22 protein-coding genes are annotated in these 25,152 nt (G+C 68.2%); 10 read left to right on the top strand and 12 right to left on the bottom strand.

Translation table 11 applies throughout. The annotated features are described in order from the left end of the window. Positions 1-3: 3 nt before the first annotated feature. From ABL838_RS19490 to ABL838_RS19440, 11 genes are all read right to left on the bottom strand, one after another. Positions 4-708: an SDR family NAD(P)-dependent oxidoreductase gene (locus tag ABL838_RS19490; RefSeq protein ID WP_418121539.1), complete on the bottom strand. Its 705-nt coding sequence runs from the start codon at positions 706-708 to the stop codon at positions 4-6. A 1-nt stretch (position 709) separates the two neighbouring features. Further along, on the bottom strand, positions 710-1,402 hold the full coding sequence (locus ABL838_RS19485; RefSeq protein WP_126021815.1) for a GntR family transcriptional regulator: 693 nt from the start codon (positions 1,400-1,402) through the stop codon (positions 710-712). A 31-nt stretch (positions 1,403-1,433) separates the two neighbouring features. Then, positions 1,434-2,354, bottom strand: coding sequence for a DMT family transporter (locus ABL838_RS19480; protein WP_418121538.1), 921 nt, complete (start codon positions 2,352-2,354; stop codon positions 1,434-1,436). Positions 2,355-2,412: 58 nt separating this feature from the next. Next, complete coding sequence (locus ABL838_RS19475; protein ID WP_418121537.1) at positions 2,413-3,450, bottom strand: histone deacetylase family protein; 1,038 nt, start codon at positions 3,448-3,450, stop codon at positions 2,413-2,415. Position 3,451: 1 nt separating this feature from the next. Then, on the bottom strand, positions 3,452-4,825 hold the full coding sequence (locus tag ABL838_RS19470) for an aspartate aminotransferase family protein (RefSeq protein ID WP_418121536.1): 1,374 nt from the start codon (positions 4,823-4,825) through the stop codon (positions 3,452-3,454). 30 nt (positions 4,826-4,855) lie between these two features. Further along, positions 4,856-5,770: a 2-hydroxyacid dehydrogenase gene (locus ABL838_RS19465; protein ID WP_418121535.1), complete on the bottom strand. Its 915-nt coding sequence runs from the start codon at positions 5,768-5,770 to the stop codon at positions 4,856-4,858. Further along, on the bottom strand, positions 5,767-7,404 hold the full coding sequence (locus tag ABL838_RS19460) for an ABC transporter ATP-binding protein (RefSeq protein WP_418125883.1): 1,638 nt from the start codon (positions 7,402-7,404) through the stop codon (positions 5,767-5,769). The genes ABL838_RS19465 and ABL838_RS19460 overlap by 4 nt, the downstream gene beginning before the upstream one ends. A 2-nt stretch (positions 7,405-7,406) precedes the next feature. After that, positions 7,407-8,249: an ABC transporter permease gene (locus tag ABL838_RS19455; protein WP_019656076.1), complete on the bottom strand. Its 843-nt coding sequence runs from the start codon at positions 8,247-8,249 to the stop codon at positions 7,407-7,409. Between the two features lie 15 nt (positions 8,250-8,264). Continuing rightward, positions 8,265-9,239 (bottom strand): ABC transporter permease, encoded by a 975-nt coding sequence (locus tag ABL838_RS19450; RefSeq protein ID WP_184641233.1) that lies wholly within the window; start codon positions 9,237-9,239, stop codon positions 8,265-8,267. 76 nt (positions 9,240-9,315) lie between these two features. Beyond that, positions 9,316-10,878: an ABC transporter substrate-binding protein gene (locus ABL838_RS19445; protein ID WP_418121534.1), complete on the bottom strand. Its 1,563-nt coding sequence runs from the start codon at positions 10,876-10,878 to the stop codon at positions 9,316-9,318. Positions 10,879-10,926: 48 nt separating this feature from the next. Continuing rightward, the gene (locus ABL838_RS19440; protein ID WP_126021823.1) at positions 10,927-11,685 is read right to left on the bottom strand and encodes a class II aldolase/adducin family protein; all 759 of its coding nucleotides are present in this window, start codon (positions 11,683-11,685) and stop codon (positions 10,927-10,929) included. A gap of 441 nt (positions 11,686-12,126) precedes the next feature. Between ABL838_RS19440 and ABL838_RS19435 the strand changes: the two genes are divergently transcribed. The 10 genes from ABL838_RS19435 (at position 12,127) to cydX (ending at position 24,535) form a co-directional block, all read left to right on the top strand. Next, complete coding sequence (locus tag ABL838_RS19435) at positions 12,127-12,876, top strand: electron transfer flavoprotein subunit beta/FixA family protein (protein ID WP_019656080.1); 750 nt, start codon at positions 12,127-12,129, stop codon at positions 12,874-12,876. A 14-nt stretch (positions 12,877-12,890) separates the two neighbouring features. Next, positions 12,891-13,823: an electron transfer flavoprotein subunit alpha/FixB family protein gene (locus ABL838_RS19430; protein ID WP_301512158.1), complete on the top strand. Its 933-nt coding sequence runs from the start codon at positions 12,891-12,893 to the stop codon at positions 13,821-13,823. Positions 13,824-13,897: 74 nt separating this feature from the next. Beyond that, complete coding sequence (locus tag ABL838_RS19425; protein ID WP_418121533.1) at positions 13,898-15,688, top strand: acyl-CoA dehydrogenase; 1,791 nt, start codon at positions 13,898-13,900, stop codon at positions 15,686-15,688. Between the two features lie 165 nt (positions 15,689-15,853). Next, positions 15,854-16,816, top strand: coding sequence for an NAD(P)H-dependent flavin oxidoreductase (locus tag ABL838_RS19420; RefSeq protein ID WP_126021827.1), 963 nt, complete (start codon positions 15,854-15,856; stop codon positions 16,814-16,816). A gap of 62 nt (positions 16,817-16,878) precedes the next feature. Then, positions 16,879-17,991 carry an acyltransferase family protein gene (locus ABL838_RS19415; protein ID WP_418125882.1) on the top strand — a complete coding sequence of 371 codons (1,113 nt, stop codon included), beginning with the start codon at positions 16,879-16,881 and terminating at the stop codon, positions 17,989-17,991. 156 nt (positions 17,992-18,147) lie between these two features. Continuing rightward, positions 18,148-19,839, top strand: a complete 1,692-nt coding sequence (cydD, locus tag ABL838_RS19410; RefSeq protein WP_418121532.1) for a thiol reductant ABC exporter subunit CydD — start codon at positions 18,148-18,150, stop codon at positions 19,837-19,839. After that, complete coding sequence (gene cydC / locus ABL838_RS19405; RefSeq protein WP_418121530.1) at positions 19,836-21,551, top strand: thiol reductant ABC exporter subunit CydC; 1,716 nt, start codon at positions 19,836-19,838, stop codon at positions 21,549-21,551. The genes cydD and cydC overlap by 4 nt, the downstream gene beginning before the upstream one ends. Positions 21,552-21,592: 41 nt before the next feature. Next, on the top strand, positions 21,593-23,212 hold the full coding sequence (locus tag ABL838_RS19400) for a cytochrome ubiquinol oxidase subunit I (RefSeq protein ID WP_418121529.1): 1,620 nt from the start codon (positions 21,593-21,595) through the stop codon (positions 23,210-23,212). Continuing rightward, the gene (gene cydB / locus ABL838_RS19395) at positions 23,209-24,363 is read left to right on the top strand and encodes a cytochrome d ubiquinol oxidase subunit II (protein WP_418121528.1); all 1,155 of its coding nucleotides are present in this window, start codon (positions 23,209-23,211) and stop codon (positions 24,361-24,363) included. The genes ABL838_RS19400 and cydB overlap by 4 nt, the downstream gene beginning before the upstream one ends. A gap of 22 nt (positions 24,364-24,385) precedes the next feature. Beyond that, positions 24,386-24,535: a cytochrome bd-I oxidase subunit CydX gene (gene cydX / locus ABL838_RS19390; protein ID WP_093201312.1), complete on the top strand. Its 150-nt coding sequence runs from the start codon at positions 24,386-24,388 to the stop codon at positions 24,533-24,535. A 22-nt stretch (positions 24,536-24,557) separates the two neighbouring features. Here the strand turns inward: cydX and ABL838_RS19385 are convergent, their stop codons facing one another. Then, positions 24,558-25,139 (bottom strand): GbsR/MarR family transcriptional regulator, encoded by a 582-nt coding sequence (locus ABL838_RS19385; protein WP_126021832.1) that lies wholly within the window; start codon positions 25,137-25,139, stop codon positions 24,558-24,560. Positions 25,140-25,152: the final 13 nt, after the last annotated feature.

Raw genomic sequence — 25,152 nt, 5'->3', positions numbered from 1 at the left:
CTTTCAGTATTGGGGTTCGACGGTCCAGCTGATGGGAATCTCGGCGACGCTGGCCGAGGCCGGCAGTTCGAGCACCGTCCGTGCGATGCGGGCCACGTCCTCGGGCCGCGTGGCCTGCCGTTGCTGCTCGGGCGGCAGGCCGGCCGCCATGTCGGTGGCGACGAAGCCCGGGCACAACGCGGTGCAGCGCACGCGCGATTCGGCGCCGCAATGCCGGATGCCGTGCGCCAGCGACAGCACCGCCGCCTTGCTCAGCGCGTAGAGCGAGGCATCGGCGGTGCGCACGCGCTTGGCCGCGAGCGAGGCCATCACCAGCACCTTGCCTTCGTCGGCCGCCAGCAGATGCGGCCAGGCCTTGCGCGTGAGCCGCAGTGGCGACTTGACGTTGACTTCCAGCAGCCGGTCGACCTCCGCGTCGTCCGCATCGATGACCGAGCGCGTGCTGAGGATGCCGGCGTTGTGCACCAGCGCGTCGATGCCCCCGAAATCGCGCACGGTCGCGGCCACCCAGTCGGTCTCGCTGCGCGCGTCCTCGGCGTCGAAGCGATAGGCGCGCACCTGCGCCGGGTCGTGGCCGTGGAAGGCATCGGTGGCGCTGCGCGTACCCACGCTCACGCGCCAGCCGTGCGCGAGCAGTTCGCGCACGATGGCAAGGCCGATGCCGCGGTTGCCTCCGCTGACCATGGCGACGCGGGGCAGCGCGCTCATCTCAGGGTTTGGTGAAGAGGCCGCGCACGTGGTCCTTGGCGGTCTCGAGGTGGTAGCGCAGCGCGTGCTCGACGGCGCCGACGTCGCGCGCCATCATCGCCTTGGCGATCGGCCTGTGCGTCTCGGCCAGCGCCTTCAGGTCGCCGTAGCTGTCCTCGCTGAGCGCGAGGAACATGCGCACCTCGGTCTGCATGTTGTCGAACAGCCGGTGCAGGTAGTGGTTGCCCGACAGCGCGCTGATCGCGAAGTGGAAGTCCAGGTCGAGCGCCACCCGCTCGGGTGACGACAGGATCTCGGCGCGCTCCACCATGTCGTCCACGCGCGCGTCGAGCTGGGCCAGCTCGGCATCGGTGGCGTGCGTGCAGGCCAGGGAGGCGCCCAGCAGTTCGAGCTGGATGCGCACCTCGTACAGGTCGTTGACCTGCTTGGGCGAAACCGTGCGCACCGCGAAGCCATGGCGCGGACGCGAGATCAGCAGCCCCAGGCTTTCGAGGCGGCGCGCGGCCTCGCGCACGGGCGCGCGGCTCACGCCCATCTGCCGGGCCAGCTCGGCCTCGACGATGCGCTCGCCGGGCGCGATGCGGCCCGACAGGATGGCTTGCTGCAGTTGCGCCTCCACCACGCCGACCAGGTCGGGCACCTGGATCGACGAGAAGGCGGGAGGGGTGGCGGCTTCGGCCCGGCTGGTGGTCATCTGAGTTCCTTGTCTCAATCTCTTGTGCGTATCATGCCGGCCGCCTTGGGCTGCCGCCGCCCGCGCGCGCCAGGTACACGCCTGCCACGGCGATCAGCGCCATGCCCGCCAGCGCCGGCGCGTCGGGCGGGCGCTGGAACCACAGCGTGCTGATCAGCACAGCCAGCAGCAACTGCACGTAGTTCAGCGGTGCCAGCGTGGCTGCGCCCACGCGGCGGAACGCGGCCAGCAGCAACAGCTGGGCGCTGCCGCTGACGGCCCCGCCGGCCACCAGCAGCGCCATCTGCGGCCAGGGCGGCAGCGTGACGTGCGGCATGAACAGCACCGGCAGGTTCGTGACGACCAGGCAGGCCAGCGCCATGTGTGCGAACTGCACGGGCGCCGGCACCAGCCCCGATAGCCGCCGCGTGAGCACCTGGAAGAGCGCATAGCAGACGGCCGACACCGCCATCAGCAGCGTGCCCGCCAGCGGCAGGCTGCCGCCCGGCCGCACGATGCACAGCATGCCGACGAAGCCCAGCAGCACGGCAGTCCATTGCGCGCGGCCCACGCGCTCCCCGAGCAGCCATGGCGACAGCGCGACCATGATCAGCGGGGCGGTGAAGTAGATGGCCGTGGCCTCCGCCAGCGGCATGGTGACGAGCGCCGTCATGAAGCAGGTGGCCACGATGGCCAGTGCCACGCTGCGCGCGGCCAGCAGCTTCTGGTGCGGCTGGCGCCACAGGCGCAGGTCGCCGTGGCGCAGCAGCAGCACCAGCGCGATGGCGCCGATGGCGCTGTAGCGGCCCAGGTTGACGACGGCCGGCGCATGCGTGGCCACCATCTGCTTGGCGAAGGCGTCGTACGCCGCGAACAGCACCAGCGCGCAGAGGAAGAGCGCGATGCCCGCGCCCGCGCTGTTGCTGCCCTGGTCGGCACGCGCGAGTGAAACGGAGGTGGGGGCTGTGCTCATGCCGCCCGCTGCGACAGCATCGCCCACGCAAGCAGGTCGCCGCCCGGCGTCGAAACACTCACGCGCGCAGCCCCTCCAGAAACGCATCGAGCGCGGCGCCGATGGCCCCGACCATGTAGCCGCCTTCCTGCACCACCACCGTTGGCAGGCCCAGCGCGCGCACGCGTTCGCCCGCGAGGCGGAAGGCCTCCATGTCGAACTTGAGCACGCTGATCGGGTCGTCCTTGTAGGTGTCGAAGCCCAGCGGCAGCACCAGCGCCTGCGGCTGGAAGCGCTCGATGGCGGCGGTGGCCTGGTCCAGCGCCTGCGCGAACTCTGCGTTGCCGCTGCCGTGCGCGAGCGGCAGGTTGAGGTTGAAGCCTTCGCCCTCGCCGTTGCCACGCTCATGCGAGTAGCCCGTGTACCAGGGGTAGTAGCCGGCCGGGTCGGCGTGCGTGGAAATTGTCAGCACGTCGCCGCGCTCGTAGAAGATCTGCTGCGTGCCGTCGCCGTGGTGGGCGTCTATGTCGAGCACGGCCACGCGCGCATGGCGCTGGCGCAGCGTGGCGGCCGCGATGGCGCTGTTGTTCACGTAGCAGAAGCCTGCCGCGCGTGAACGCTGCGCATGGTGGCCCGACGGGCGGCACAGGGCATAGGCGATGGAGCCGCCGTCGAGCACCGCCTCGGCCGCCGCCAGCGCCGCATGCGCCGAGCGCAGGACGGAGCGCCAGGTGTTCGGGCCGATGGGGCATGACAGGTCGCCGACGTACCAGCCCGTCTGCGCCAGCACCGAGGGCGAAGGGCAGGGCCCCACGCGCGGTCCATGCGGCGACATGTTGGGCAGCACCTCGATGCCCGGCTCCAGCCCGAAGCTTTCGACCTTGCGCCAGCGCTCGAACGCGGTCTCCAGGTAGTCGAGGTAGTCCGTGCTGTGCACCTGCTCCAGCGCGGCGCGCCCGGCGTCCGCTGGCGCACTGACCGCGATGCCCCGTGCGGCCAGCGTTGCCATCAAGGCCTCGGCGCGCGTGGGCAGGTCGGCGGGCTTGCAGATGCGGCCCACGCGCATGTACTGCTGCGGATCGTGCAGCAACTGGTCGTCGCTGAAGAAGGCTTGCATGTCAGTACTCCTTCTCGAAGCGGTCCATGGCGCGCGCCAGGCGCGCGAACAGGTCGTCCAGCTCGGCTCGCGTGATGATCAGCGGCGGGCACAGGCCGATGCTGTCGCCCATGGCGCGCACGATCAGGCCTTCTTCCAGCGCCAGCGCCGCGAAGCGGTAGCCGGCCTTGCGGTCGGCGGCGAAAGGCGTGCGCGCGGCCTTGTCGGCCATGAGCTCGATGGCGCCGATCAGGCCCACGCCGCGCACGTTGCCCACCCAGGGGCGTTCTGCGAAGGCGCGCAGCCCGGCCTGGAACGCGGGGGCGAGCTCGCGCACGTGGTCGAGGATGCGCTCGTCCTCGTACACCTTCAGCGTCTCCAGCGCCACGGCGCAGGCGACAGGGTGGCCCGAGTAGGTGTAGCCGTGGCCGAAGCTGCCGAGCTTGCCGCTGTTGGCGGCGATGGCGCTGTGCACCTTCTCGTTGACCATCACGGCCGAGATCGGCACGTAGCCCGAGGACAGCGCCTTGGCACAGCTCAGGATGTCGGGCTGGATGCCGAAGGTGGTGGAGCCGAACATGTTGCCCGTGCGGCCGAAGCCGCAGATGACCTCGTCGGCGATCATGAGCACGCCGTACTTGCGCAGCACGGCCTGCACCTTCTCGAAGTAGCCGGCCGGCGGCACCAGCACGCCGCCCGCGCCCATCACCGGCTCGGCGATGAAGGCGGCGACGGTGTGCGGCCCTTCGGCCAGGATGGTCTGCTCCAACTGTTGAGCGAGGCGGCTGGAGAAGTCCTGCTCCGTCTCGCCGGGTTCGGCGTAGCGGTAGTGGTGCGGGCAGTCCACGTGCAGGAAGCGCGCGGGCGCGGTGGCGATGGGCAGGTCGAAGTCGCGGTGGTTGCCGTCGAGCCCGCCCATGCTGGCGGCGGCCACGGTCACGCCGTGGTAGGCGTTGCGCCGCGCGATGATCTTCTTGCGCTGCGGCTGGCCGATGGCGTTGTGGTAGTACCAGACCATCTTCACCGCGCTGTCGTTGGCCTCGGAGCCCGAGTTGGCGAAGAACACTCGGGCCATGGGCACGGGTGCCAGCGCCAGCAACCGCTCGGCCAGGTCGGCCACCGCCACGTTCGTGCGCTGGTTGAAGGTGTGGTAGTAGGGCAGGGTATTCAGCGCCTTCGCGCCGGCCTCGGCCAGGCGCTTGTTCGAGAAGCCCAGCGATGCGCACCACAGGCCCGACATGGCCTCCAGGTAGCGCCGGCCGCTCTCGTCCACGACGTGGATGCCGTCGCCTTCGACGATGACCAGCGGCGGCGTCTGCGGCAGCGCCGCCAGGTTGGTGTACGAATGCAGGTGGGTGGCGACGTCCTTGTCGCCGGTGCCTAGGGGTTCTGCCATGGGGGTCCTCCGTGGATGGCGGGCGGCGTTCTACAGCCGCGCCAGGTTGTCGTGGGTCTGCCGCGCGATGGCCTCGGGCCTTGTGCGTGTCGCGATGTGCGGCGTGACGGTGATGCGCGGATGGCGCCAGAACGGGTGGCCTTGCGGCAGCGGCTCCTCGACGAAGGCGTCGAGCACGGCCGAGGCGAGCTGGCCGCTCTGCAGCGCGGCCAGCAGGTCGTCCTGCACGAGGTGGGCGCCACGGCCAACGTTGACGAGGCGCGCACCGCGCGGCAGCTGCGCGAACAGCCCGGCGTTCAGGATGCCGCGCGTGTCGTCGGTCAGCGGCAGCAGGCAGACCAGCGTGTCGCAGCCCGACAGGAATTCGGCGCGCCCGGCATCGCCGTGGAAGGCCTCGATGCCGGCGGGCAGCTCGTTCGCGTCCTTGGGGCTGCGGCTCCAGCCACGCACGCGGTAGCCGATTGCAAGCAACGCACGCGCGACCGACTGGCCCAGCACGCCCAGCCCGGCGATGCCCACGCGGTGCTGGCCCGGTGGCTCGATGGGCGCTTCTTCCCAGGCCGCGCGGCGCTGGCTCTCGAGGTAGGCGCCCATGTGCCGCTGGCCGTGCACCACGGCCCAGGCCACGTAGGCGTTCATGCCGTCGGCCATGTCGGGGTCGACGATGCGGCGCACGGGCACGTCGGGCAGCGAGGCATCGCGCGTGATGTGGTCGGTGCCCGCGCCCACCGACTGCACCAGCCGCAGGCGCGGCATGCGCGCGAGCAGCCCCGGCGGCGGCGACCAGCAGACCACGGTGTCGATGCGGTCGAGCGCGTCCAGCTCCTGCACCTCGGTGTCGATGCGGTGCAGCCGGGCCTGCGGAAAGCGCGCGCGGAAGGCGGGCTGCAGGTAGTCCATGGCGATCTGGTCGGAGACCAGCGCGATGTCGAGTTCGTGCGTCATGCGGCCACCGCCTGTTCGGCTGCCGCCGCCGACAGCCTCGGCTGCGCCTCGATCAGCGCGCGCGTGTACGTATGCTGCGGGTTCGCCAGCACCCTGGCGGTCTCGCCGTACTCGACGATCTCGCCGCGCTGCATCACTGCGATGTGGTCGCACATCTCGCCGGCCACGCGCAGGTCGTGCGTGATGAACACCATCGCCAGCTGGAAGCGCTCGCGCACCTCGGCGAAGAGTTTCAGCACCTGGGCCTGCACCGACACGTCGAGCGCGGAGACGGGCTCGTCGGCCACCAGCAGCTGCGGCTCCATGGCCAGCGCGCGCGCGATGCCGATGCGCTGGCGCTGGCCGCCGGAGAACTCGTGCGGAAAGCGCTCCGCCGCGTCGGGCTTGAGGCCCACCAGCTCGAGCAGCTCCATCGCGCGGGCCATGGCCTGCGCCTTGGGAACGCCCTGCGCGATGGGGCCGGCCGCGATGGCCGGGCCGATGCGGTGGCGCGGGTTGAGCGAGGCATACGGGTCCTGGAACACCATCTGGATCTTTCCTTGCGACTGCGCCCGGAACTGAGCGCCCGACTGCAGCGCACGGCCCTTGAACAGCACGCGGCCGCTGTCGAAGGGCGCGAGCCCCACGATGCAGCGGCCCACGGTCGACTTGCCCGAACCCGATTCACCGACCAGCCCCAGCGTCTCGCCGCGGCGCAGCTCGAACGACAGGCCCTTGGCCGCTTCCACGCGCCGGCCCTTGCTGAACAGGCCGCCGCCGGTCACGTAGATCTTGCGCAGTTCCTGCACCTGCAGCACGTGTTCGACGGGGCGCTGCCCGGAAGGCGCGCGCACCTGGCCGTTCGGAATGGCCGCGATGAGCTTGCGCGTGTAGGCATGCTGCGGCCGGGCCAGCACGGCGGATGCTGGGCCGGCCTCGACCACCTCGCCGGTCTGCATCACGACCACCTGGTCGGCGATCTCGGAGACCACGCCGAAGTCGTGCGTGATGAAAAGCACCGCCGTGCCCTTGCGCTGCTGCAGCTCGCGGATGAGCTTCAGGATCTGCGCCTGCGTGGTCACGTCCAGCGCGGTGGTGGGTTCGTCGCAGATCAGCAGGGCCGGCTCCAGCACCAGCGCGCAGGCGATCATCACGCGCTGGCGCTGCCCGCCGGACAGGCGGAACGGATAGCTGTCGATCAGCACCTCGGGCTCGGGCAGGCCCACGTCGGCCAGCGCCGCGAGGATGCGCTGGCGCTTCTGCGCGGCCGACAGCTTCACGTGGGCGTCGAACACCTCGGCGATCTGCTCGCCGATGCGCATGACCGGGTTCAGCGCCGTCATCGGCTCCTGGAACACCATGCCGATGCGCCGGCCGCGCAGCGTGCGAAGCTGCGTCTCGTCGAGCTGCAGCAGGTCCTGTCCGTCGAAGAGGATGCGGCCGGCCACGGGTTCCACGTGCGGCCGCGGCAGCAGGCCCATGATGGCGTTGGCGATCATCGATTTGCCTGAGCCCGATTCGCCGACCACGCACAGCGTCTGGCCCGGCAGCAGCTGCAGCGAAGCGCCCCGCACCGCCAGTTCGCGGTCGGCGCCCGGGGGCAGGCGGATGTCCAGGCCCTGGACGTCGAGCACGGGAAGAACGAGCTTTTCCATTTTCATTTGCCCCTCCCGTCGGCGCGCGCGTTGAGGCCGTCGTTCAGGCCTTCGCCCACCAGGTTCAGCGCGAGCACCGTGAGCAGGATGGCCACGCCCGGGAACACCGCCATCCACCAGGCCTGGCGCAGCACCGTGCGCGCCGAGCCGACCATGTAGCCCCAGCTCATCTGGTTCGGGTCGCCCAGGCCGAGGAAGCTCAGGCTCGACTCCAGCAGGATGGCCGTGGCCACCATCAGCGAGGCCATCACCACGATGGGCGAGGCGGCGTTGGGCAGGATCTGCGTGAGGATGATGCGCGGCGTGGACTGGCCCGCCAACTGCGCCGCCGCCACGAAGTCGCGCTGGCGCAGCGTCAGGAATTCGCTGCGCACCAGCCGCGCCACCGGCGGCCACGACACGATCGCGATGGCCGTGACGATCGACTGCACCGAAGGCTGGAAGATGGCCACCAGCACGATGGCCAGCGCGAAGCTCGGGATGGCCTGGAACAGCTCGGTGAAGCGCATCAGCGTGGCGTCGATCCAGCCGCCGAAGTAGCCTGAGACGGCGCCGATGCTCACGCCGATCAGCAGCGAGACGACAGTGGACACCACGCCGATCAGCAGCGAGACGCGCGCGCCGGTGACGATGCCCGAGAGGATGTCGCGGCCCATGGTGTCGGTGCCCAGCAGCAGGCCCTGTTCGGCCATGGGCGCCGCGAAGGGCGTGCCGACCATGTCCCAGGGGTTGTTCTGCGCGACGAAGGGGCCGAGCGCCGTGACCAGCGCCACCAGCATCAGCACGATCAGGCCGAAGACCGCGCCCTTGTTGCGGCTGAAGCGCCGCCAGAATTTGCTTTTCATGAAGGGCTCCTTGGCTCAGCTCAGCTCGATGCGGGGATCGACCAGCGTGTAGACGAAGTCGGTGATCAGGTTGAACAGCACGGCCATGGCCGCGGTGAACAGGAAGCAGCCGAGCAGCAGGTTGTAGTCGCGCTGCAGCAGCGCGTCGAACATGAGGCGGCCGATGCCGGGCCAGGCGAACACGGTCTCGGTCAGCACGGCGCCGCCGATCATCCCGCCGGCCTGGATGCCGGCGAGCGTGACCACCGGCAGCAGCGCGTTGCGCAGGATGTGCTTGCGCTGGATGCGCCCCGGAGCCACGCCCTTGGCGCGCGCGGTCTTCACGAAGTCCATCTGCGCGACCTCGAGCATGGAGGCGCGCGTCATGCGCGCATACACCGCCATGTAGAACAGCGCCAGCGTCAGCGAAGGCAGGATCAGGTGCTTGGCGATGTCCAGCGCCTTGTCGATGCCGGTGAGGTCCGCACCCACGGTGAAGAAGCCGAAGGCGGGCAGCAGGTCGAACTGCACCGTGAAGAGCAGCACCGCCATCATCGCCAGCCAGTACAGCGGCGTGGCGTAGAAGACCAGCGCGACCACGGTGATGAGGCTGTCCTGCCACTTGCCCGCGTTGCGGCTGGCCAGCGCGCCCAGCACGATGCCGAACAGTAGCGAGAGCCCGAAGGCCGTGCCCGTGAGCAGCAGCGTGGCCGGCAGGCGCTCCAGGATCAGGTCGACCACCGGCTGCTGCTGGCGGTAGGAGAAGCCGAGGTCGAGCTTGAGCACGTGGCCCAGGTAGTTGCCGAGCTGCACGGGCAGCGGCTGGTCGAGGCCGAACTGCTGGCGCAGCTGGGCCACGAACTGTGCATCGGACGCGCCGGCCTCGCCGGCCATGACGGACACCGGGTCGCCCGGCGCCGCGCGAACCAGCAGGAAGTTGACGGTGGCGATCACCAGCAGGGCCATCAGGCCCTGCAGCAGGCGCACGGACATGAACTGCAGTCGTTTCATGGCGAACTCGGTTCGGGCATGCGGTGGTCCGGCCTATTCAGCCAACACAGGCGGGCACTGCATGCGGGGAGGAAAGTCAGGCCAGCTTGACGCGGCCCAGGCTGTCGTTCAGGCCGATGCCGGACGACACCACGTTCTGGATCTTGCTGCGGTACAGCGTCGGGAAGTTGATCTCGTGCAGCCAGGCCACGGGCACTTCGTCGACCAGCAGCTTCTGCACTTCCAGGTAGATCGCGCGGCGCCTGGTCGGGTCGCTCTCGCGCGCGCCGGCGGCGAACAGTTCGTCGACCTTGGGGTTCACGTAGCCCGCCACGTTGTTGAAGGGCGAGCCCTTGGCGATGTTGTCGCTGGTGTAGTTGCGCGCCACGCCGAGCGCCGGGTCGCCGTACTGGTAGACGTAGGTGAAGGCGAGGTCGAAGTCCCACTCGCTGTTGCGCTGGTTCCAGCCGGCCACGTCGGTGGCGACCATCTCGACCTTGATGCCGGCCTGCGTGAGGTTCTGGCGCACGATCTCGGCCTGGCGCTGCCAGGATTCGCCATAGGGCAGCGGCAGCAGGCGCAGCGTCTCGCCCTTGTAGCCCGATTCGGACAGCAGCTTCTTGGCCTTGGCGAGGTCGCGCGGGTACTTGGCGACGTCGTCGCTGGCGTAGGCGATGTGGCTGTTGAAGGGGCCGGTGGCCGGCTTGGCGTAGCCATACCAGGCGACCTTGGCCATGGCCTCGCGGTCGATGGCGGTCCACACGGCCTGGCGGAACTTCACGTTGTTCATGGGCGCCGTGCGGTTGTTCATCCACAGCCAGCTGTGCGGCGCGAAGAACTCCCAGCCCTTGGTGGTCACGGCCGCGCCCGGCAGCTTTGCGAGGCGGCCCACGTCGAAGTACTCCACCGTGCCGCCCGGCGCGATGTCGACCTTGCCCGACTCGAACGCCGCGGCGCGCGCGGCCGCGTCGGGGATCACGTGGAAATACACGCTCTCCACGCCCACGACGCCCGGCTGGTGGTAGTTCTCGTTGGCCACGAGGTTGATGTAGGAGCCCTTGACCCATTCCTTGAACTTGAGCGGGCCCGTGCCGATCGGCGTGGCGTTGGCGGGGTTGGTCGCGAAGTCGGTGCCTTCGTAGATGTGCTTGGGCACCATCGGCATGGTGCCGTTCTCGAAGATGCCCATGAAGGGGCCGAAGGGCTGCTTGAGCTTGAACTCCACAGTGAGCGGGTCGAGCGCCTTGATCGATTCCACCTGCGCCAGGCTGGCGCGGAAGCGCGCGTGCGTCTTGCGCAGGAACACGTCGCACGAAAACACCACGTCGTCGGCGGTGAAGGGCTTGCCGTCGTGCCACTTGACGTTGGGCTTGAGCTTGAAGACGTAGGTCTTGCTGTCCGCGCTCACGGTCCAGGACGTGGCGAGCTGCGGCTGGGGCTCGAGCTTCTCGTTGTAGCGCAGCAGGCCTTCGTAGATGTTGCCCGCGATCAGCTGCGTGGGGCCGTTCTGCACGATGCCCATCATCAGGCCAGGCGGCTCGGGCTGGACCAGCACGTTGACGACACCCTTCTTGCCTTGCGCCAGGCTGTGCAGGGGCACCCCGGCGATGGACAGGCCTAGGGCGGCGGAGCCGGCTTGGATCAGGTTGCGGCGTTTCATCGGTGCGGACCTTTCGAAGTGGGTAGGGCAGTGAAGAACGGGTGAATCTCAGTCGCGGAAGGAGGCCGGGCTGGCCGGGGCCAGGCGCTGCAGGAGCGCGCGCCATTCGCGCGCGTAGGGGTCGTGGGGCGCAGAGGCCAGGCGGTTGGTGTCGCCGCTTTCGTACTGGCGCGCGGTCAGTTCGCAGACCTCCTCGGGCACCGGGTGCACGGCCTGGCCGGTGCCCTGGATGGCGACCTGCACGCGGCAGGCGCGCTCCAGGTTGTGCATGAGGATGAAGGCCTCTGCCACGCTGCGGCCCAGCGTGATCAGCCCGTGGTTGCGCAGGATCAGTGCGCGCGAATTCGGGCCGAGGTCGGCGACCAGGCGCTCGCGCTCCTCGTGGTTGAGCGCGATCCCTTCGAACTCGTGGTACGTCACGCGGTTGTGGAACTGCAGCGCCCACTGGTTGCACGGCTGCAGCCCGCCGGCCAGCGAGGACACGGCGACACCGGCGACGGTATGGGTGTGCAGCACGCAGACGGCGTCATGGCGCGCGGCATGCACGGCGCTATGGATCGTGAAGCCGGCCGGGTTCACGTCGTACTCGGAGGGCTCGACGATGTTGCCGTCCAGGTCGATCTTCACGAGCGAGGACGCCGTGATGTCGCGAAACAGCATGCCGAAGGGGTTGATCAGGAACTGGTCCGTGGTGCCGGGCACGCGGGCGGAGATGTGGGTGTAGATGCTGTCGTCCATCCCGTAGAGGGCGACGAGCCGGTAGGCGGCTGCCAAGTCCTGCCGGAGCTGGCGCTCCGCGGATGCCATGGGAGGGAGGGCGCCGCCGCGTACGTCCGGGATGCTTCGTTCTGCTGTTTCCATTGAATCTCCGAAGATCGACTGTCATCTGTCGACAGTATTCATCTTGCAGTTTGCGTGCCAGCCCAGACATCGGCGAAAACCCGCAAATTGGCTGCAGTTGGCGTTTCAGCCGGCCTCGCATGCACCGCGAGCGGGCACGCCTGTCGATTCGCGTGCAAGCCATGCAGCTTGATGGCGCGAATGCGCCCGCCCCGGCGGCCTCACGAATATCTTTGTCGCCCTAAGGCTCAGTGCTCCGGCGCTGCTTTATAATCACGAAAAAGCACGATCGTTCTTTTTTGTGGCGCCAGCGCCGACGTGAAGAATGGAGAGGCGGCAAAGGTCGCGCCCTAGAATGACCGGTTTGCCCTCGAAGCCCCCTTTTTGCAATCCAATGGAGTCAAGTCAATGAAGGTTCTTGTGCCTGTCAAACGGGTCGTCGATTACAACGTGAAGGTGCGCGTGAAGAGCGACGGCACCGGAGTGGACATTGCCAACGTCAAGATGAGCATGAACCCCTTCGACGAGATCGCCGTTGAAGAAGCGGTTCGGCTGAAGGAAAAGGGCGTGGTCACCGAAGTCATCGCCGTCTCGTGCGGCGACGCCAAGAGCCAGGAAACCCTGCGCACTGCCATGGCCATCGGCGCCGACCGCGGCATCCTGGTGGAAACCGCTGAAGAACTGCAGCCCCTGGCCGTGGCCAAGCTGCTGAAGGCCTTGGTCGACAAGGAACAGCCCCAGCTCATCATCCTCGGCAAGCAGGCCATCGACGACGATGCCAACCAGACCGGCCAGATGCTGGCTGCGCTGGCCGATCTTCCCCAGGCTACCTTCGCCTCGAAGGTCGAAGTCGCTGGCGACAAGGCCACCGTCACCCGCGAAGTCGACGGCGGCCTGGAGACCGTGGCGCTGACGCTGCCCGCGGTCATCACCACCGACCTGCGCCTGAACGAGCCGCGCTATGTGACGCTGCCGAACATCATGAAGGCCAAGAAGAAGCAGCTGGACACGGTCAAGCCGGAAGACCTGGGCGTGGACGTGAAGCCCCGCCTGAAGACCCTGAAGGTCGCGGAGCCGCCCAAGCGTGGCGCCGGCATCAAGGTGCCCGACGTTGCCACCCTGGTGGACAAGCTCAAGAACGAAGCCAAAGTGATCTGAGGAAGAAAACGAACATGACCGCACTCGTCATTGCCGAACACGACCACGCCAGCATCAAGCCGGCCACCCTCAACACCGTGACCGCAGCGCTGGCTTGCGGCGGCGACGTCCACGTGCTCGTGGCCGGTGCCAATGCAGCCGAAGCTGCCAAGGCAGCGGCCCAGATCGCCGGTGTCTCGAAGGTCATCGCCGCCGACAGCCCGAGCCTGGCCGAGAACCTCGCCGAGAACGTCGCGGCTCAAGTGCTGGCCATCGCCGGCAACTACAGCCACATCCTCTTCCCCTCGACCGCCAACGGCAAGAACGTCGCGCCGCGCGTGGCCGCCAAGCTGGACGTGGCGCAGATCAGCGACATCACCGCCGTGGTGAGCGCAGACACCTTCGAGCGTCCGATCTATGCGGGCAACGCGATTGCCACCGTGCAGAGCAGCGACGCGACCAAGGTGATCACCGTTCGCACGACCGGTTTCGATGCCGCAGCCGCCACCGGTGGCAGCGCCGCCGTCGAATCGGCAGCAGGCGTCGCAGACAGCGGCAAGAGCAGCTTCGTGGGCCGCGAAGTCACGAAGAGCGAGCGCCCTGAACTGACGGCAGCCAAGATCATCGTCTCGGGCGGCCGTGCACTCGGCAGCGCAGAGAAGTTCACCGAGGTGATGGCCCCCCTGGCCGACAAGCTGAACGCCGGCCTCGGCGCGAGCCGTGCAGCCGTCGACGCGGGCTACGCCCCGAACGACTGGCAGGTGGGCCAGACGGGCAAGATCGTCGCGCCGCAGCTGTACATCGCAGCGGGCATCTCGGGCGCCATCCAGCATCTGGCCGGCATGAAGGACTCGAAGGTGATCGTGGCGATCAACAAGGACGAAGAAGCCCCGATCTTCTCGGTGGCCGACTACGGCCTGGTGGCCGACCTGTTCACGGCCGTGCCGGAACTGGTGAAGGCGCTCTGATCGCATCGCTGCACTGATCCAGAGGGCATCGTTCGCGATGCCCTTTTCGTATCCGCTGTATCTGGAGACATGACATGAGCTACACAGCCCCCATCAAGGACATGCTGTTCGACATCGAACACCTGGCCAACATCGGCGAGATCGCGAAGCTGCCGGGCTTCGAGGATGCCGGCCTCGAAACCGCGCAGGCCGTGCTCGAAGAGTGCGCGCGCTTCAACCAGGACGTGATCGCGCCGCTGAACGTGGCGGGCGACCGCAATCCCTCGTCGTTCAAGGATGGCGCCGTCACCACTACGCCGGGCTTCAAGGAAGCCTTCGCGCAGTACGTGGCGGGCGGCTGGCAGGGGCTGCAGCATCCGGCGGATTTCGGTGGACAGGGCCTGCCCAAGACCATCGGCGCTGCCTGCGGCGAGATGCTCAACTCGGCCAACATGAGCTTCGCGCTGTGCCCGCTCTTGAGCGACGGCGCCATCGAGGCGCTGCTCACGGCCGGCTCCGACGAGCTCAAGGCCACGTACCTTGAGAAGCTCGTGAGCGGCCAGTGGACGGGCACGATGAACCTCACCGAGCCGCAGGCCGGCAGCGACCTCGCCATGGTGCGCAGCCGCGCCGAGCCGCAGCCCGATGGCACCTACAAGGTGTTCGGCACCAAGATCTTCATCACCTACGGCGAGCACGACATGGCGCAGAACATCGTGCACCTCGTGCTGGCCCGCGTGGCCGGTGCGCCCGAGGGCGTGAAGGGCATCAGCCTGTTCGTCGTGCCCAAGTTCCTCGTGAACAAGGATGGCTCGCTGGGCGAGCGCAATGACGTGCACTGCGTGAGCATCGAGCACAAGATGGGCATCAAGGCGTCGCCTACGGCCGTGCTGCAGTATGGCGACCACGGCGGTGCCATCGGCTATCTCGTCGGCCAGGAGAACCGCGGCCTTGAATACATGTTCATCATGATGAACTCCGCCCGCTACGCCGTGGGCATGCAGGGCATCGCGATCGCCGAGCGTGCCTACCAGCACGCCGTGGCCTACGCGAAGGAGCGCGTGCAGAGCCGCCCGGTGGACGGCTCCATCAACGCCAGCGCGCCGATCATCCATCACCCCGACGTCAAGCGCATGCTGATGACGATGCGCGCCTATACCGAGGGCTGCCGCGCCATGTCGAGCGTGGCGGCTGCGGCCTACGACGCCGCGCACCATCACCCCGACGCGGACGCGCGCAAGCAGAACCAGGCCTTCTATGAGTTCATGGTGCCGCTGGTGAAGGGCTACAGCACCGAGATGAGCCTCGAAGTGGCGTCGCTGGGTGTGCAGGTGCACGGCGGCATGGGCTTCATCGAGGAGACCGGCGCCGCGCAGTACTACCGCGACGCCAAGATCCTGACGATCTACGAAGGCACCACCGCCATCCAGGCCAACGACCTCGTGGGCCGCAAGACGGCGCGCGACGGCGGCCAGACGGCCAAGGCGATCGCCGCGCAGATCGAGAAGACCGAAGCCGAACTCGCCAAGAGCGACAACCCCGCTGCAGCGGCCGTGCTCAAGCGCCTGAAGGCTGCGCGCCAGGCCTTCGTCGAAGTCGTCGATTTCGTGGCCGGCCAGACCAAGGCCTCGCCCAACGCGGTGTTCGCGGGCAGCGTGCCCTACCTGATGCTCGCGGGCAACCTGGTGGCAGGCTGGCAGCTCGCGCGTTCGCTGATCATTGCGCAGGACCTTGCCTCGCGCAGCTTCGACACCGACTTCATGCTGGCGAAGATCGCCACCGCGCGCTTCTATGCCGAGCACATCCTCAACAAGGTGCCGGGCATCCGAGACAGCATCGTCGACGGTGCCGAGAGCGTAACGGCGCTGGCGCTCGAGGCTTTCTGAAAACGGGCAGCCGAACGCAGAAGTCGCAAAGGTTACGCAGAAGTCGCAGAAGAAAAACCAGAATTTGTCTTCGGGTTCTTTTGCGACCTTTGCGTAGTTTTTGTCTTCCTTCTGCGTTCGGCTGCCCGATCCCGCATTCAACACAACTTTCAAGAGACAAGCATCATGTCGAAACTGCCTCCCGTCCTCGCGAACCTGCCGCTGCCGATCATCGGCTCGCCGCTGTTCATCATCAGCAACCCCAAGCTCGTGATCGCGCAATGCAAGGCGGGAGTGGTCGGCTCGATGCCGGCGCTCAATGCGCGCCCCGCCGCGCAGCTGGAAGACTGGCTCGCCGAGATCACCGAGGAACTGGCGGCCTACAACAAGGCCAACCCGGACAAGCCCGCCGCGCCGTTCGCCATCAACCAGATCGTGCACAAGAGCAATGACCGGCTCGAGCACGACATGGAGATGGTCGTGAAATACAAGGTGCCGATCGTCATCACCTCGCTGGGCGCGCGCACCGACGTGAACGAGGCAGTGCACAGCTACGGCGGCGTGACGCTGCACGACATCATCAACAACAAGTTCGCGCAGAAGGCGATCGAGAAGGGGGCCGACGGCATCATCGCCGTGGCGGCCGGCGCCGGCGGCCATGCGGGCACGAAGAGCCCGTTCGCGCTGGTGCAGGAAATCCGCCAGTGGTTCGACGGCCCGATCGCACTGTCGGGCTCCATCGCCACCGGCGGGGCGGTGCTGGCGGCACAGGCCATGGGCGCCGACTTCGCCTACATCGGCACGGCCTTCATCGCCACCGAGGAGGCGCGCGCGAGCGACGAGTACAAGCAGGCCATCGTCGATGGCACCTCCGACGACATCGTCTATTCGAGCCTCTTCACCGGCGTGCACGGCAACTACCTCGCGCCCAGCATCATCAAGGCCGGCATGGACCCGGCCAACCTGCCCGAAGGCGACGTGAAGACGATGAACTTCGGCGGCGGCGAAGGCAGCAAGGCCAAGGCCTGGAAGGACATCTGGGGTTCGGGCCAGGGCATCGGCGCCGTGACCGAGGTGGCCACCGCCGGCGCCTTCATCGAGAAGCTCAAGCGCGAATACACGGAGGCAAGGCAGCGGTTGGCGCTTTGACTGCCTTTGCCGACGGCGCCGCGCCCGTTGCGAGCGCGCCGCCGTCTTCATCCGCGGGACGCATGCCGCTGCTCGATGCGGCAAAGGGCGTCGCCTGCGCGGTGATCGTCGGACATCACCTTTCGCGCTACGGCCCGATGCCGGCGGGCGCATACGCGCTCGCACCCGATTTCTTCGCCTGGCTGGCCGACGAAGGGCGGCTGGCGGTTCAGGTGTTCCTGGTGATCGCAGGCTTCCTGGCGGCGGCCAGTCTTGCGCCCGACGGCACGCTGCGAGTGGAGCGGCCGGTGGCGCGCATCCTGCAGCGCTATGGGCGGCTGATCATGCCGTATCTCGCCGCGCTCACCGTGTGCGTGCTGGTCGCGGCGGTCGTGCGGCCCTGGCTCGACGAAGAAGTGGTGCCGGCTGCGCCGACTTTCGGGCAATTGATCGCCCACGGCCTGCTGCTGCAGGATCTGCTGGGTTACGAGTCGCTCTCCACGGGCGTCTGGTACGTGGCCATCGACTTCCAGCTCTTTGCGCTGGCGTTGGTGCTGGTGGGGTTGCCGTCAATGCTGCAGCGCACCGGCGGCCCGGCACCGCAGGGCCTGCGGGCGCGATGGCTGCCCGTGGCGCTGGTCTTCGGGCTGGCAGTGGCTTCGCTCGCGCTCTTCAATCGCAATGCGGGGCTGGACGACACGGCCTTCTATTTCTTCGGCACCTACGGCCTGGGCATGCTTGTGTTCTGGATCGGGCGCGCGACGCGATACAGCACGTGGCAGAGCGCGATCGCGCTGCTGGCGCTGGTTGGGGCGGGCGCGCTGGCGATCGACTGGCGCAGCCGCATCGCGACCGCGCTGGTCACGGCGCTGCTGATTGCCATTGCTCAGCGGCGGAACTGGCTGTCGCCGAAGCACTGGCCCGCGACGGCGATGCCGCTGGTGCGGCTGGGGCGGATGTCGTATTCGCTGTTCCTCATCCACTTTCCGGTGCTGCTCGCCATGAATGCTGCGGTTGCGAATGCAGGTCCGCACGGCTCGTGGTTCGACGCGGCCGGCCTTGTGGCGACCTTCGGCCTGTCGGTGGTCGCGGCGGCGCTGCTCTATCGCTGGGTGGAAGCGCGCCCGGCCTCCTGGCGCGCGGTGTTCGCGCTGTTCGCCGCGCTGCTGGTCAGCGGAATAGTCGTTTCTCATTAAAGAACGGGCGCGCCGGCGCAGGCGCACCGTCCGAATCTTCCTGAACCGGTTGCGTTAGCGCGCGGGAGCGTGCAGTCTGCGGGCTCGTCAGCCGCCTCAGTCTCCGGTATGATTGTGGAAATTTCAGTAAATACTGAAAATTCACGAAACTAAGGAATGACCAAGCACTCGCCATCCCGATCGCCGCTGCGGGCTTTCGCGTCGCCTGACGTCGGCGGGATGGTGCAGGGTGCCGCGGCGCTGTTCTGGTTGCCGCAAGCTGCGTTGCTGGCGATGGCTGTGCAGGGGCTGGCTTCGGGGCGCGGTTTCGACGCCGTGGTCTGGCCTGCTGCCGCGATCCTGCTGCTGGGCCTGGCGAGAGCGGCTTGCGAGTCCTGGGGCGCGCGCCGGACTTTCACCCGCGCACGCGCACAGCTCACCGCGTTGCGCGCCCAAACCGCCGCCGCGCTGGCCGCCGGCTCTCCGCTGGATCGAAGCCGCGCGCATTCCGGGCTCGCGGCAAGCGTGCTCGCCGAGCAGGCCGAGGCGCTGGTTCCGTACCTCGTGCGGTACCAGCCCGCCCGCTGGCGCGCGACGGTGGTGCCGATCTTCATCCTGTGCGCGGTGGCTGCCTTTTCGTGGGTGGCAGCGCTGGTCTTGCTGTTCGCGGCACCGCTCATTCCGATCTTCATGGCCATCGTCGGCTGGCGAGCCAGGGCCGCGAGCGAAGCGCAGATGGTGGAGCTCGGCGGCATGAACGCCTTCCTGCTCGACAGGCTCCGTGGACTGGCAACGTTGCGCTCCCTGGGCGCTGTGGAACTCACTGCACAGCGCCTGGGCGATTCGGCCCAATCCCTGCGCCGCCGGACGATGGCCGTGCTGCGTATCGCATTCCTCTCTTCCGCCGTGCTCGAACTCTTCTCCGCGCTGGGCGTGGCATTGGTGGCTGCGTATGTCGGCTTCCACCTGCTCGGCTCCCTCGGCTTCGGCACCTGGGGCCGCACGCTGGGCCTCGGTGAGGGCCTGTTCGTGCTGCTGCTGGCGCCCGCGTTCTTCGAGCCGCTGCGCGAGCTGTCGATGGTCTGGCACGACCGCGCCGCGGGCGAGGCTGCGCTGGAGGCACTCGGCCGCCTGCAGCGCAACGACCTGCCTCTGCCCGGTGCGAATGCTTCGCTGACACGCGCCACGAGGAACGCCCACGCAGGCCCGCCGGCAGTCACCATCCACAACCTGCATTTCGCCTGGCCCGGCGAGCAGCAGGAGGTCTTCGACGGTTACGAGCTCCGCATCGCTCCCGGAGAGCACGTCGCCCTGACAGGTTCCAGCGGCAGCGGCAAGACCGTCTTGCTTTCCCTGCTCGCAGGTCTGGTGCCTGCCACGCAAGGCGATATCTCCATCGGCGGCGTCGCGCTCACCAGCCACACGGTGGCCGTACTGCGCCAGCGCATGGGTTGGATAGGCCAGGCGCCGCACGTCTTCGCCGGTTCCGTCGAAGCCAACGTGGCGTTGGGGCGTCCGGATGCCGATAGCCAACGTGTGGCCAATGCAATGCACTTCGCATCGCTCGAAGCCGTGGCGCAGGCCCATCCCGTCACTTCGCTGGGCGAGGGGGGGCAGGGCTTGTCCGGCGGAGAGGCCGTGCGCCTCGCGCTCGCACGCGTCGCAGTCCACCCGCACGCCGATCTGCTGCTGGTCGACGAGCCCACCGCGCATCTGGACACCGAAACCGCCGAGCGAGTGATCGACGCGCTGATCACGCTGGCACGCGGCAAGACCCTCGTCGTCGCAACTCACGACCCGGTGCTCGCCGCACGCATGGACCGCACGATAAGCCTCGGCAGCGCAGAAGCGGTGGAGAAGGCCGCATGAGCAAGCCTTCCCACATAGGCACGAACTGGCGCGACCTGCGCCTGGTCCTGCGTCCCTTCCTCGCCACGCAGCCGCGCCGGCTGCTCCTGGGCTGCCTGCTTGCGGCGATCACGGTTCTCGCAGGAATGGCCTTGCTGGGCCTTTCCGGCTGGTTCATCACCGCGACGGCACTTGCCGGCCTGCATGCCGCCACAGCCTTCACCTTCGACGTATTCATGCCGTCCGCCGGCATCCGCCTGCTCGCGCTGGGCCGCACCGCATCGCGCTACGGCGAGCGGCTGGTGACGCACGACGCCACCTTCGCCGTGCTCGCCGAACTTCGTGTGCGCCTGTTCCGCGGCTGGGCCAGGGCCGAGGCAGCGCGCCAGTTGCTGATGCGCCCGGCGCGCCTGCTGTTCCGCCTCACCGCCGGCATCGACGCGCTCGAATCGCTTTATCTCCGCCTGCTCGTTCCAGCGGCCGCTGCGCTGGGGGCCGCATTGCTCGCCGGCACAGTGCTCGGCTTCATGCATGTGGCGATGGGTTTTGCGCTGACGCTCTGGCTCGTGATCGCCGGCTGGGGCATCGCATTCCTCGTGGCAAGGCGCGCGCGCCGGCCAGCCGTGCGGCGCGCGCATGGCGTCGAGACGCTGCGCGCACGTGCCGTCGATCTGGTGGCAGGGCAGACCGACCTGGTGATGGCCGGCCGCATCGACGCGCAACGCGAGGCATTGATTGCTGCCGACGCGCAGCTTGCCAAGGCCGACCTCGCACTGAACAAGCTCGAGGCAGCCGCCGGTTTCGCCTACGGCGGCGCAGGCACCCTGACCCTCGTCGGCGTGCTGCTGGCCGTTGGCTTGCTGGTGAATGAGGGGGTCATCGGCGCACCGGCCGCAGCGCTGGCTCTGCTGGTGGCGCTCACGGCGACGGAGCCTTTCGCAGCCTTGCGCCGCGGCGCGCTCGACGCGGGCCGCACCTGGCTGGCGGTGCGGCGTCTGGCGCCCCGCATGACTTCTTCCGCGGATGAGCCCGCCGCAACGGCGAAGGCTCCCGATTCCCGACTCGCACTCCAGCTGGAGGAAGTCACCGTAGCCCACGACGGCAGCAGCATCCCCGTCCTGACCGAAGCCTCATTGGCTCTGCAAGCAGGCGAGCGCGTCGCCCTCATCGGCGCCAGCGGCGCCGGCAAGTCCACGCTCCTCGCCGCCATCGCAGGCGAGATCGCCCCCCGTTCCGGCAGCGTCCTCGCCCAGCCAGCCTGCCTGCTGACCCAGCGCACCGAACTCTTCCAGGACAGCCTGCGAGACAACCTCCGCCTCGCAGCCCCCGAAGCCACCGATGAACGGCTGCACGCCGTGCTGCAAGCCGCGGGGCTGGAAGAAGAGGTGCGTGCCTTGAGCACCGGCCTCGACACCCACCTCGGCGAAGGCGGCCTCGGCCTCTCCGGCGGCCAGTCGCGCCGCCTCGCGCTGGCCCGCCTGCTGCTGCGCGACGTGCCGTTCTGGCTGCTCGACGAGCCTACGGAAGCGCTGGATGCAGCCACCGCGCACGACGTGCTGGATCGCCTCGCCCGGCATGCAAGCGCCCGAACCCTGCTGATCGCCACCCACTTGCGCCGCGAGGCCGCGCTCGCCGACCGCCTCGTGTGCCTGAACCAGGGCCGCATCGTCGCCGACCTGCACCGCGGCAGCGAGAGCTTCGATGCCGCGCTGCGCAGCCTGCGGCCCGACTGAATCCGGAAACGAAAAACAGGGAACACAAAGGAAGAACCCCCATGGACCTCGACATCGTCGCGTTATCGCGCCTGCAGTTCGCCGTCACGGCGCTGTACCACTTCCTGTTCGTGCCGTTGACGCTCGGACTCTCGATCATCATCGCCATCATGGAGACGGTCTACGTCATGACCGGCCGCGTGATCTGGCGCGACATGACGAAGTTCTGGGGCGTGCTCTTCGGCATCAACTTCGCGATGGGCGTCGCCACCGGCATCGTGATGGAGTTCCAGTTCGGCATGAACTGGAGCTACTACAGCCACTACGTCGGCGACATCTTCGGCGCGCCGCTGGCCATCGAGGGGCTGATGGCCTTCTTCATGGAGGCCACCTTCGTCGGCCTGTTCTTCTTCGGCTGGGACAAGCTCTCCAAGGTCGGCCACCTGATCGCCACCTGGGCCGTGGCCATCGGCTCCAATTTCTCGGCGCTGTGGATCCTCATCGCCAACGGCTGGATGCAGAACCCCGTGGGCGCAGCCTTCAATCCGCAGACCATGCGCATGGAAGTGACCGACTTCGCCGCCGTGCTGACCAACCCGGTCGCGCAGGCCAAGTTCGTCCATACCGTGTCGGCCGGCTATGTGTGCGCCGCGGTGTTCGTGCTCGGCGTTTCTGCGTGGTACGTGCTCAAGGGGCGTCACCTCGAACTCGCCAAGCGCTCGATGACGGTCGCGGCCTCGTTCGGCCTGGCCGCAGCGCTCTCCGTGGCGGTGCTCGGCGACGAGAGCGGCTATCTCTCGGGCGAGCACCAGAAGATGAAGCTGGCCGCCATCGAGGCCATGTGGGAGACGCAGCCCGCGCCCGCCGCCTTCACCGTGGTCGGCTTCCCCGACCAGGAGGCTCGCGAGACGCACTACGCGATCCACATTCCTGGCGTGATGGGCCTCATCGGCACGCGTTCGCTCGACGCCGTCATGCCCGGCATCGACGAACTGGTGAAGCGCGCGGAGGTGCGCATTCGCGAAGGCATCAAGGCCTACGACGCGCTGCAGAAGATCCGCGAGGCCGGCGGCACCGACAAGGTGACGCAGGGCGTGCGCGGCGACTTCGAGGACAACGGCATCAACATGGGCTACGCGCTGCTGCTCAAGCGCTACGTGGACGACCCGCGCCAGGCCACCGACGAGCAGATCGCCAAGGCCGCGTGGGACACCGTGCCGCAGGTGGCGCCGCTCTTCTGGCTGTTCCGCGTGATGGTGGGCATCGGCGTGCTGCTGATCCTTCTGACCGGCACCTTCTTTGTGCTCTCCGCGCGCCGCAGGCTCGACAGCCACCGCTGGCTGCTGAAGCTCGCCGTGTTCGCGATCCCGCTGCCGTGGATCGCCATCGAGTCGGGCTGGCTGGTGGCGGAGTTCGGGCGCCAGCCGTGGGTGATCGAGGGCGTTCTGCCGACCGCGGTGGCCGTGTCGAACCTCGGCGTGAAGACGCTGCTGCTCACGCTGGCGGGCTTCATCGCGATCTACACCGCGCTGCTCGTCATCGAGATGAAGCTCATGCTCAAGGCCATCCGCAAGGGGCCGCAGGCCGAGCACGCGCCCGACGAGGGCGACACGCTCTCGCACATTCCGCCGGCCCACGCGGGCGCGGCCATCGCAACGCCATCCACCGGGAGCGCAGCATGATCCTTCACACACTTCTCGACTACGACACGCTGCGCTTCATCTGGTGGCTGCTGATCGGCGTGCTGCTGGTGGGCTTCGCCGTCACCGACGGCTTCGACCTGGGCAGCGGCATGCTGCTGCCCTTCGCCGCGCGCAACGACATCGAGCGCCGCGTCGTCATCAACAGCGTCGGCCCGGTCTGGGAGGGCAACCAGGTCTGGCTGATCCTGGGCGGCGGCGCGATCTTCGCGGCATGGCCGCAGCTCTACGCCGTCTCCTTCTCGGGCTTCTACCTGGCGATGTTCGTGATCCTCACGGCGCTGATCCTGCGGCCCGTGGCCTTCAAGTTCCGCAGCAAGCGCGAGTCTGCGCAGTGGCGCGCGCGCTGGGACTGGGTGCTGTTCTTCAGCGGCTTCGTGCCGGCGCTGATCTGCGGCGTGGCCGTGGGCAACGTGCTGCAGGGCGTGCCGTTCCGCTTCAACCCCGACATGCACATCTTCTACGACGGCAGCTTCTTCGGCCTGCTGAATCCGTTCGCCATCCTGTGCGGGCTGGTGTCCGTGGCGATGCTGGTGATGCACGGCGCCGCGTGGCTGTTGCTGAAGACCGCCGGGCCGGTGGCCGGGCGTGCGCGCAGCTACGGCATGGTTGCCGCCGTGCTCACCGTGGTGCTCTACGCGCTGGCAGGGGTGCTGCTGGCCACGAGCATCGGCGGCTTTCGCATCAGCAGCGTGATCGACGCGACGGGGCCTTCGAACCCGCTGCTGAAGACGGTCGAGTTGCATGCGGGCGCGTGGACCGCCAACTACGCGGCGCACCCATGGACGCTGGCGGCTCCGGCGGCCGGCTTCGTCGGCGCGCTCGGTGCGCTGCTGGGGCTCGCGCTGCGCCGCCCGGTGTTCGCGCTGCTCGCGGCTGCGCTCGGCATCGCCGGCATCATCCTCAGCGTGGGCGCCTCGATGTTCCCGTTCATCCTGCCGTCGTCCATCGACCCGCGCGCCAGCCTCACGGTATGGGACTCGTCATCGAGCCACCTCACGCTGTTCATCATGCTGGTGGTCACTGCCGTCTTCATTCCGCTGATCGTGGCCTACACGAGCTGGGTCTACCGCGTGCTGTGGGGCAAGGTCGACGAACAGGCGATCCGCGACGAGAGCGGCCACGCCTACTGACCAATCAAAGGAGGAATCGAAGATGTGGTACTTCGCCTGGATTCTCGGCCTGCCGCTGGCAGCCGCATTCGCCGTGCTCAACGCCATGTGGTACGAGCTGATGGACGACGAGGCCGTCCGCAAGGCCAAGCTCGGGACGCCCGAGCCGTCATCGGGGCAGGAGCGGCTGTAGCCCCCGGAAGAGGGCGGCCGGCTTACTCGGCAGCCTTCTTTTTCGACGCCGCGCCGCCGGTGATGCGGTCTTTCAGCGTCAGCACCTTCGTCACCGTCGCGCCCATGCCCATGAGCTTCATGGCGGTTTCGGGCGCGAGCCGCTGCACGTCGTCGAACCATTTCATCAGCCGGTCGATGAGGTCGTGCATCTCGCGCATGCGCTCTTGCGCGTGGCGCTCGGCTTCGCTCGTGGGCGATTCGAGCAGGGCGTTGCGAAGCATGGAGAGGGTCGGTTCGATCTCGCGGCGGCGGCGCTCCTCGGCCAGCACGCGGAAAATTTCCCACACGTCGGAAGGTGCCTCGAAGTATTCGCGCCGGTCGCCGGGGTGATGCCGCAGGTGCACCAGCCGCCATGCCTGCAGTTCCTTCAGGCCCATGCTGACGTTGGAGCGCGAGAACTCGAGCAGTTCGGCGATCTCGTCGGCGTTGAGCGCGCGCTCCGAGAGGAAGATCAGCGCGTAGATCTGCCCGACTGTGCGGTTGATGCCCCACTTGCTGCCCATTTCGCCGAAATGGGCGACGAACTGGCGGTTGAGGGGCGGGAGATCGGAAGAGTTGGCCATGCGCGGGATTGTC

Origin of the sequence: Variovorax sp. 160MFSha2.1 (genome assembly GCF_048305075.1) — a bacterium.
In the GTDB taxonomy this organism is placed as follows: Bacteria; Pseudomonadota; Gammaproteobacteria; order Burkholderiales; family Burkholderiaceae_C; genus Variovorax; species Variovorax guangxiensis.
Note: the sequence above shows the minus strand (reverse complement) of the source record. Positions and strands in the feature narration are given on the sequence as shown.